Origin of the sequence: Reyranella sp., from assembly GCF_050185545.1 — a bacterium.
In the GTDB taxonomy this organism is placed as follows: domain Bacteria; phylum Pseudomonadota; class Alphaproteobacteria; order Reyranellales; family Reyranellaceae; genus Reyranella.
In genome coordinates this window covers 1-9,176 of sequence record NZ_JBFWZI010000242.1, presented here as the reverse complement: position 1 = coordinate 9,176, position 9,176 = coordinate 1, and the positions used below count along the sequence as shown (strand labels likewise).

Sequence of the window (9,176 nt, the reverse complement as noted above, 5' to 3'; positions counted from 1 at the left end):
CCTAGGCGACAATGCGGAACGGCACATCGCCGTCGCGTTCGAGCTGGCCAACGAGCTGCTGCTCCCACTCGAGGTACTGCTTCATCTCGGCCTGGTTGCCCGTTCGACGCCCGGCCACCCAGACCAGGTGATCGATGATCTCCTCGTCCGACGGCGTTCCGGAGCTTTCCTCGGTCGAAAAGCCGGCGCTCGCCCACGCGTCCGTACCTCCCTTCGAGCACGGCGATCTCGGCTTCGGTCAGGTCGCGCAGGTCGACCGACGCCAGCCTGGCCCGGACCGCGTCGGGCGAGGCGAGTACGATGCGCTTCGCCTTGCCGAGCGTCGCCACCGTCTTGGCCAGCTGAGGCCGGCATGCCCAGATCGCGCCGGGGATGTGTGTCTTGCGGTAGGCGAGGCCCGGTCCGGCATCGAGCACCACGGTGTCGCCGGCATCGATCAGCGCCCTCAGCTCCCCAGGCGTGACCTGCGGCGTTGCGATTGATTCGAGCCCGAGCACCTGCTGCGTCATGGGACCGCGCTCGACCGGCCCAGACCCGATTCCGCCTTCGAGCACGTAGGCATCCCAGCCCATCTGGACCAGCCAGTGGGCGGTGATGCTGGCGCGCACGCCGGTATCGTCGGTCAGCACGACCCTGGCGCCGCGCACCCCCATCCACTCGTCGGTGGTCTGCACCAGCTGGCCGCCGGCAATCGACAGCGCGCCGGGCACGTGGCCGTCGGAATATTCGCGCTCGTCGCGCACGTCGAACAGGAACGTCGTCCGGTTCGCGTCGTGACGCCACGCGTCCAGGGTCTTGCGGTCGACCGACCGTACGCCGTAGCGATTCTTCATTCCCGCGGTCCATTGCTGGGCCTGCGCCTGGCCGCTGGCCGAGACCGGTCCGAAGCTCCGGGTGCTGCCGAGCTGTGGCGTGAAGCCCGCCAGCGTCCAGCCCATCGTGCCATTGCGGAAGGCGACGACCTTGTTGGGAATGCCTGCATTGCGAAGAGTCTGCGCGCCAATGATGCTTCGCGTGCGGCCCGCGCAGTTCACGACCACGGTGGTGTCGGCATCGGGGGCCAGATCGTGGACCCGATAGACGAGCTCGCCGTTGGGGACGCTGATGCCGCCCGGCAGGCATTGCCGGTGGTGCTCCTCGGGCGTGCGGCCATCCAACACGACCAGCCTGTCGCCGCGATCCTGCATCGCCTTCAGCTCTTCGGCGGAGATCGACGGCGTGTGGCAGGCGTGCTCGACCAATTCGCCGAAGGACTTGCTGACCACGTTGTGGCCCATGAACAGCTCGTATCCGGCCGACTTCCAGGCCTCGACGCCGCCGCCCAGCAACGCGATGTCGGAATAGCCGAGCGCGGCAAGACGTCTGGCTGCCCGTTCCGAGACCCCGTCTCCCCCGTCCATCAGCACGATGGGCGTCGATCGGCGCGGCACCAGCCGGCCTATCATCACCTCGAGGGTGGAATAGTGCAGGCCGACCGATAACAAGGGATGGGCCATGCCGCGTTGACCGTCCTCGCGCACGTCGAGGAAGGCGAGCTCGTGGCCATTGCCCCTGATGATGTCGCGCAGGCGTTGCTTGAGGTTCTGGGGAGCGATGGTCTTGTTGCTCATTGTGCTGAGTCCTTGTTATTCAGAAATCGGAACGAACCGCGGAGCCACCTGTAGCATGCCGCCCCGGTCCCCGTTCTTGCTGCCTTGATCGTTGGCTCTTGGCACTCCCGCCGGACTTGCCATCGGCTCCTTATCCCCGCGCCGAGCCTTTGGAGGAGACGCTGTGTTCTCCAATCTTGTAGGCACGCCGCCAGTCGGGGGCCTCGTACCCATTCCGCTGGAAGACGGGCTCCAGCGTATGCCACACGCCTCCGGGGGCCCCCTTCGCCTCGAGAGCCAGCGGCTCCCAGTTCGCTCGAAACGCCATGAGACGGCTGTCCGGCAGGCGGCGGGGAAGTGGCCGAGGGAACCAACCGGCTGTCGACGCGAGGAGCCGACCGTAGTCGGCTTCGGTCGATGGCAGCACCAGTAAAATTCTGGTCGGCGACACTCGGTGCACGAGCTGCTCCATCTCCCAGGCCAGTCCGGGCGACGCGTCAAGCTGGACAACCACCAGCGCGGCCCGCGGCAGCAAGGCCAGAACCTGCTTCTGCCAGTCTTCGTTGGCGACGCGTTCCGCCCGGGGCCTAGACGGTGACCATGGCTGGAGGCCCGACGCTCCCGCCGGTGACGCCAGCTCGACGGGAGGTCCGATCACGTCGAGAACGCTCAGGATCCAGTGGCCGGCGTCCTTCCAATGAGCCTCGGTGCCAGGGATCGTCTTGCCGACGAACGCCGACTTGATGTCCGCGAGACGCAAGCCCTGGCCGGAAAATGAACGCAGGTAGAGGACCGGCGCCCTGCCCTTGGCCTGCTCCCGAAGACGATGGATGTGGCGACCGAGCATGCGCTCAGGAGAGTCCGTCTCGGTCAACCAGCTATACAGGCCGTACAGGGCAAGCCCAACAAACCCGATGATCAGGAGGTCGATCAGCATTGCCCAGGCATCCCCTCGGCTTGGCCTCGGCTCCAGAAGGCCGCGAGATCGTGCCCGACGCAAGCGCGACGAGCCGAACGGGCCGGTCTCTAGAACGCGTAGTCCCAGCCGATCCATTTCGCGAGGCCGCGCCCCATGACCTTCTCCAGCTCCCGCGGGTGACCCGCCAGCCAGGGGAGCTCCTCGGTGAAGAAGGTTATGCATTGGCGCCAGGTGCACGGCATGCGGGTGATGTCGGTTCCCCAGAAGAAGCGGTCGGGCCCGAAGGCATCGTAGATGCGATGCAGCGGCTCGTGCAGATTCCTGTAGGGATAGGGCTGCGTCGAATAGGCCGGCGCGCCGGTCGCCTTCACCGCCACGTTGGGCAGCCGGGCGAGCGCCAGCAGCTCGTCGAGATGCTCGAGCGCGTCGGCGTCCTTGGTCAGGACCTTCAGCCCGCAATGGTCGATGATCAGCGTCAGCGCCGGATGGCGCTCGGCGATCCAGCGGAACTTCTTCAGGAACACGCCGGCCTGCAGCGACACCGGCACGCCCTCCCTCTCGGCGGCCGGCCAGATCCAGTCGAGCCGGCCGTCGACGATCATCCTGGGCTGCTCGCCGTACAGCAACGCCCAGCGCAGGCCCATCATGCCGGGCTGCCTGCGCCAGCCGGGAATCAGCCGGACGTTGTCGGGATTCTCCGGCGGAAACTGGCCCATGATGGCGAAGCGGTCCGGGTATTTTTTCGCCGCCTCGATCGCCAGCGCATTCGAGGTCGGATCCCAGCTCGCCGGCGGATGGATCAGTCCCGCATCGACGCCGGCTTCCGCCATCTCCGCCAGCAATTCCTCGGCGCTGAGGCTCGGCACCTGGCGATGCCCGCCGCCCGGCGGGATAACGGTCTGCGACCAGATGTGGACCTGGGCATCGATGATCTTCATGGGCTCGTCTCCAGCCAGCAACGCCTACGCACCATAGAGGCCTTTCGACGCCGCCATGCTGACGGCGAACGCCTCGATCGCCTCGAGGGTCGGCGTCGGCACACCGGCGCTCTTCGCAAAGGCCACCGGTGCGCGCACGATCGACTCGATCTCCATCGGCCGGCCGAGATCGTAGTCCTGCAGGATCGACGGGCGATGGTTGGTGTAGACCCGTTTGGCGCCATAGCGCGCTTCGGGGCTGTCGTCGAGCACGACGCCATGCGCGGCCGCCACAGCCAGCGCCTCGGCGTGAGCGCGGCGCGCCAGCTGGTTGACGATCTCCGTCTTCTGGACGCTGACGGCCTGGCCCAGGATGAGACAGATCGTCGAGCCGGTGAGATTGGCCATCAGCTTGTGCCAGATGTCGTAGCGGATGTCGGTGGTCGACGGCGAGCCGATGCCGGCCGCCTTCAACGCCTCGCGCAACGCCTGGACGCGAGACGTCTGACGATCGTCGATCTCGCCGACCCACAGCGTGTTGCGCTCGGGCTGCTCGTTCACGATCACGCCGGGCTCGACCACGTGGTTGGGCGAGGTGATGGCGCCGCCCAGGGTGCGCGCGTAGCCCACGCTCCTGGCCAGCGCGCCGCCCGGATCGAGACGCGACAGGTCGGGCGCCGGCGGGCGCGATGGGCCAAGGCCCTGGCCGTACCACCATGGGATGCCGTTCTGGGCGAACACCACGGGCGTGTCGGGACCGAGCAGCGGCCCGACGCCGTCGGCCAGCGCACCGAGACCGGTGGCCTTCAAGGTGGAGATCACGGCGTCCTGCGGGCCGAGATCGGCCGGCCGGTCGCTCGCGCGTACCTTGGCGACGATCTTCCTGTCGCCCGCGATCAGCGTCAGGCCCTTGGCCCGGATCGCCTCGAGATGGGCGCCCCGGACGACGACGGAAACCTCATTGCCGGCATCGGCCAGGCGGGCCGCGAAATTGCCGCCGATCGCACCCGCCCCAAAAACGCAAATACGCATGCACCGCGCTCCCCCTGTCCGCCCGACACGCGGGCGCACCGTGCGGCGGCATGCAAGCGATCGTCAATGGGGCAAGCTCCGCACTCATACGGACCGCGGGCGTCCCGCCCGCTCATGAGATGATGAGCGGGCGGGACACCCGCGGTTCAAGAAGAGCATGAACGCCTATGGAGTGGCGCGCTCCCGGAAAGGACTCCGCGTCTCAAGGCGTCACCTTCTGGCAGCCCGCACCCTGCCAGCGATAGCCCTGTGCCACGCTGCCCACCATGGTCCATTCGACGATGCAGCCTTGACGCACGAGGGTCGGCGGGAAGCCGCCCATCGGCACCCACCATCCGCCACCCCAGCCCCAACCCCAGCCGCCCCAGGGCATGTACATGGGCGGGCTTCCGGGGTCCACGTAGGAGGTGTCCCAGCGCCATTGCAGGATCTTGGTGCCGTCCTCGAGCTGATAGTTGTTGTCCGGAATTCGGCCCATGCTCTTCAGCAGCCCGGCCTCGGACGCACCGGCCATCTCGCGCAGTTGCTTGTCGAACAGCGCCTCGCGTTCGGCCTGCGTCGAACACCCGGCCAGGGGAATCAGGGCGAACAGGGCCAGACATTGCCGAGGCATCGAAACCTCCACCGTCCACGCTCGACACGAGCAAAGCGCCGCCGGTGTCTCCGGCGGCAAACCTTCCAAATTCTTGCTCAGGGCGGCTCGGCAATCAGGCTCAGCCTGCGCCGAGTCCTACCAGAGTTCGTCGCATGCGGCTGCGCCCAATCGGCAGGATTCACACAAGCGTGACCTGTCGGAACGCCGGCGGGCGAGCCCGTTCCGGGACGAGCTGTTCATTGCTCGACGCTGAAGACGAGCTTCTGGATCCTGGGCTGCGCCTCGGGGGAGAGGACCAACTCGACCTTCAGGTGACCGCGCTCGCAGGCCAGCACGAACTCGCCGGCCAGCGCGTGCTCGGGCTTGATCGTCGCAACCGCCGTCGCCTTGCCCAGCCGCTTCTTCAGGTCGGCGAGCTCGGCATTGCGCAGGCCGGCCGGCGTGTCGAGCAGCAGGTTCACGGCACAGGCTTCGGCCATGTCCTCGATCCGGCCGGAGCCGTAGGCCGCGAGCACGGCGTCTATAGCGCGCCGCAGCGCCGGCGACGGCGCGGCGGGTGCGGGTTTCGGCGCCGCCCGATGCCAGATCTCGGCCAGTCGCGGCGTCAGCATCGACATCGGCGCGTAAGTCCGGTTGCCGAACGCGAACACGCCCCAGCCGCGCTCGGGCAGCATCAGCACGTGCGAGCCGTAGCCCGGCAGGCCGCCGGGATGATGCAGGCGGCGGCCGAGCCGCGCATCCTCCGCATTCACCAGCCCGTAGCCGTAGGCGCTGGGCAGCGGATCGCCACGTTCGGGCCGGAACGGCGGCGCGTGATAGAGCGCCATCTCACGCACGCTGGCGCGCCGCACCGGCCCGGCCTCCGGGTCGTCGCGCGCCGGCCAGGCGGAAAGCAGGAAGGCCACCCAGCGCGCATAGTCCGGCGCGGTGGTGACGAGGCCGCCCATGGCGCCGACCTCGCCGTCCGGCTCGATGCGCTCGCGCGACCACGCCGCGCCGTCGAGGCGGTAGCCGAAGGCATAGTCGCCGCGCGCCGCCGCGAGTGCGTCGAAGGTGGTGCGGGCCATGCCGAGCGGTTCGAGGAGGGTGCGCCGCATGTAGTGCTGGTAAGGCTCGCCGGCGACGTTGGTCAGCACGCGGCCGAGCAGCGCATAGCCCAGGTTGGAATATTCATAGGCGAGGCCGGGCGCGCGGGCGAACAGCGTGCCGGTGGCGATCACCGCATCGAGTTCGGCCGGCGTCATGCCGAGCATGCGGTCGCCCCACGGATCGTCGGTGACGAAACCCGCGACGTGGCACATCAGGTCGCGCACCGTGACCGGCTTGCTGTCGGCGGTAGCGGGCTTAACCGCCCTGAACTGCGGCACGTACTCGGCGAGCGGCGCATCGAGCACGAGCTTCCCCGCATCGCGCAGCGACAGGATCGCCAGCGACGTCATGTTCTTGGTCATCGAAGCGATGCGGAAGGCGGTGTCGCGTCCCACTGGCTGCCCGACCTCGCGATCGGCCAGCCCCAGCGCCGTCACATGGACGAGCCGCCCCCGGTCGACGAAGCCCGCGACGAGACCCGGCAGCTTGTGCTCTTCGGAGAAGACCGCGCAGGCGGCATCGATTTCGGCAAGCATGGCCGCACCATAGCGGGTCGCGGCGCGCTCTTCATTCTCCTCCACAGCTCCGCTGCGGAGGTGTCGCCGTCTCACGGCGACGGAAGGGTCATGCCTCTTCCGGACCGCGGGCGTCCCGCCCGCCCGGCGCATTCACATGCGCCGCTCATGATCATGAGCGGGCGGGACGCCCGCGGTCCGCATGATCCATGATCAGGCCGCCCTGGCCACCTCCTCGTTGGCCGCCTCGATCATCGTCGTCGAGAGGACGCTGTAGGCAATCGCCCAGGCCTCCTCGACCTCGAACGTGAAATCCTCGCCGAGGCCCTGCTCGAGCGTCCACAGCAAGGCCGAGGCGACCAACCCGTAATGCTCCTCCGTGACGCCGTAGCCGGCATGCCGGCGGCCGAGCGCGCGCACCGTGGACAGCATCGTGTCGAGATGGCTGAGCCCGGCGACGGCGGTGCCCAGCATCGCCATCAGCTTGCGCTTCTGCTCGGTCAGATCCTCGGGGAACATCGGGCGGATCTGCGGCGCGATCTCGAACAGGCGGCCATAGAACAGGTCGGCGGCCGTCGCGGCGATCGGCGCGACCTTGGCGAAGCTCGTCTGCACGAGCGCGATCTGCATGGAGTTCATCATGGTGCGGCTCCTCGCGGGCGGTTTCAGTCGACTGCGGTCTACGCCCGGCAGGTCTCGCGGCCATGTCGTGCCAACGCCGTTTTGTATCGCGCGTGTCGTTGTCGGCGGCGGCCGCCCGGTGGCGCGCCTGGGGCCGCGGGTACTCAACGGCGTTGTAAAGTACTCATGAGGACCGCGGGCGTCCCGCCCGCTCCTGATTCATGATTCATCAGCGGGCGGGACGCCCGCGGTCCTCATGAGCGTGAGCCTCAGTCCCGCCAGTCGCTCCCTGTCCAGCCCTTCTCGTCGTAGTCGGCCAGGCACTGGTCGACCAGCGCCTCCATCGCCTTCAGGCTGCCGCCGCGCTGGGCGCCGGTCAGGGCCTGGGCGCGGATATCCTCCCAGCCGCCGGAGTAGTTGCGCTCGTAGAGCTCGTGGCGGCCCGCGAATTCCGTCCCGACTGCATCCCACAGGAGCTTCATGATCTTGATGCGCTCGGTATGGCCGACGCCGTGCGAGCCGCGCACGTATCTTTGCAGATAGGCGTCGATCTCGGGATTGGCGAAGTCCTTCGCTGACGACGGCAGGTAGATCAGCGCCGACGACATCGTGCGCTGGACGATGTCGCGGATGCGCGGCCATGAATCAGGCGCGAACACGCGGTACGAGACCGCCGCCTGCAGCTCGGGCAGAACGGCATCGCCCTTCCACGGCATCGGGTTGTGGGCCATGGCGTTCGACAACGACCAGAACAGATGGCGCCACGCCACCAGCTCGCCCAGCAGCACCTGGTTGGAGCGCACCTCGTCGCCGCCGGTCGCGCGCAGGGCCTTGGCCAGCAGCCCGGCGAGCAAGTCGAGCTTCACGCAATAGCGGGTGCAGCCCTGGAACATGGCGCCGTGCAGGAAACCCGTCCCAGGGAAGAAGCTCATCACGCGCGCCGGGTCGCGATAGACGAACACGTCCTCCCAGGGCACGAACACGTTGTCGAGGACGAAGATCGCGTCGTTCTCGTCGAAGCGCGACGACAGCGGGTAATCGAACGGCGAGCCGTTGCGCGACGCCGACGCCTCGTAGGAGGTGCGGCAGATGAGCTTCAGGCCGGGCGCATTGATCGGCACCATGAACATCAGGGAGAGGTCGAGGTCCTCGGTCGCGGTCTTGGACGACTGGCCCATGAAGTTGTAATGCGTGAACGCTGCCGACGTCGCCACCACCTTGGCGCCGGAGACATATATACCGGCCGCCGTCTCCTTCTTCACGCACGCATAGACGTCCTTCACGGCCTCCGCCGGCAGGTGCCGGTCGACTGGCGGGTTGACCAGCGCGTGGTTCATGAACGGCACCGCTTCCTGCGCGCGGACGTACCAGCGCCGCGCGTTCTCGGCGTAGGGGCCGTAATAGTCGGGCACGGCGCCGAGCGTGTTCGAGAAGGCGGCCTTGTAGTCGGGCGTGCGGCCCATCCAGCCATAGGACAGGCGCGCCCAGCCGGCGATCGCCTGCTGCGCCCCGATCATGTCCTCGCGCGAGCGGGGAACGCGGAAATACTTGTGGGTGTAGCCGCCCGAGCCGGTATCGGTCGGGCAGGTGAGCAGGCCCTTCGCCTTGGGGTCGTGCAGCGCGTCGTAGAGCCGCGCGACCGAGCGCACCGCGTTGCGGAAAGCGGGGTGCGTGGTGACATCGGCCACGCGCTCGCCGTCGAAGTACACGGCGCGGCCGTCGCGCAGGCTCGCCATGTACTCGGCGCCGGTGAAGGGTCGCTTGCGGTCGGCAATGAAGTCTTCCGGTTTCTCCATGTCACTCGCCTTTCCCGTTCCGACAGTGATCATGCTCTTCCGGACCGCGGGCGTCTCGCCCCCCCATCTTAATGAGCCGGGGAGTCGCCCCCGGGCCCACCGA

At 68.0% G+C, this 9,176-nt stretch carries 8 protein-coding genes; all 8 read right to left on the bottom strand.

The annotated features are described in order from the left end of the window. A partial coding sequence (locus AB7O82_RS34520) for a rhodanese-like domain-containing protein (protein ID WP_428621477.1) occupies positions 1–1,610 on the bottom strand: 1,610 nt, incomplete at its 3' end. 130 nt (positions 1,611–1,740) lie between these two features. After that, on the bottom strand, positions 1,741–2,526 hold the full coding sequence (locus AB7O82_RS34515; protein WP_428552737.1) for a hypothetical protein: 786 nt from the start codon (positions 2,524–2,526) through the stop codon (positions 1,741–1,743). Between the two features lie 89 nt (positions 2,527–2,615). Continuing rightward, positions 2,616–3,446: an amidohydrolase family protein gene (locus tag AB7O82_RS34510; protein WP_428552735.1), complete on the bottom strand. Its 831-nt coding sequence runs from the start codon at positions 3,444–3,446 to the stop codon at positions 2,616–2,618. A 24-nt stretch (positions 3,447–3,470) separates the two neighbouring features. Beyond that, the gene (locus AB7O82_RS34505) at positions 3,471–4,457 is read right to left on the bottom strand and encodes a ketopantoate reductase family protein (protein ID WP_428552733.1); all 987 of its coding nucleotides are present in this window, start codon (positions 4,455–4,457) and stop codon (positions 3,471–3,473) included. A 202-nt stretch (positions 4,458–4,659) separates the two neighbouring features. After that, on the bottom strand, positions 4,660–5,070 hold the full coding sequence (locus AB7O82_RS34500) for a hypothetical protein (RefSeq protein WP_428552730.1): 411 nt from the start codon (positions 5,068–5,070) through the stop codon (positions 4,660–4,662). A 218-nt stretch (positions 5,071–5,288) separates the two neighbouring features. Next, the gene (locus AB7O82_RS34495) at positions 5,289–6,677 is read right to left on the bottom strand and encodes a serine hydrolase domain-containing protein (protein ID WP_428552728.1); all 1,389 of its coding nucleotides are present in this window, start codon (positions 6,675–6,677) and stop codon (positions 5,289–5,291) included. 192 nt (positions 6,678–6,869) lie between these two features. After that, positions 6,870–7,295 carry a globin family protein gene (locus AB7O82_RS34490; RefSeq protein WP_428552743.1) on the bottom strand — a complete coding sequence of 142 codons (426 nt, stop codon included), beginning with the start codon at positions 7,293–7,295 and terminating at the stop codon, positions 6,870–6,872. 251 nt (positions 7,296–7,546) lie between these two features. Continuing rightward, positions 7,547–9,073 carry a 4-hydroxyphenylacetate 3-hydroxylase N-terminal domain-containing protein gene (locus AB7O82_RS34485; protein WP_428552725.1) on the bottom strand — a complete coding sequence of 509 codons (1,527 nt, stop codon included), beginning with the start codon at positions 9,071–9,073 and terminating at the stop codon, positions 7,547–7,549. Between the last annotated feature and the right edge of the window lie 103 nt (positions 9,074–9,176).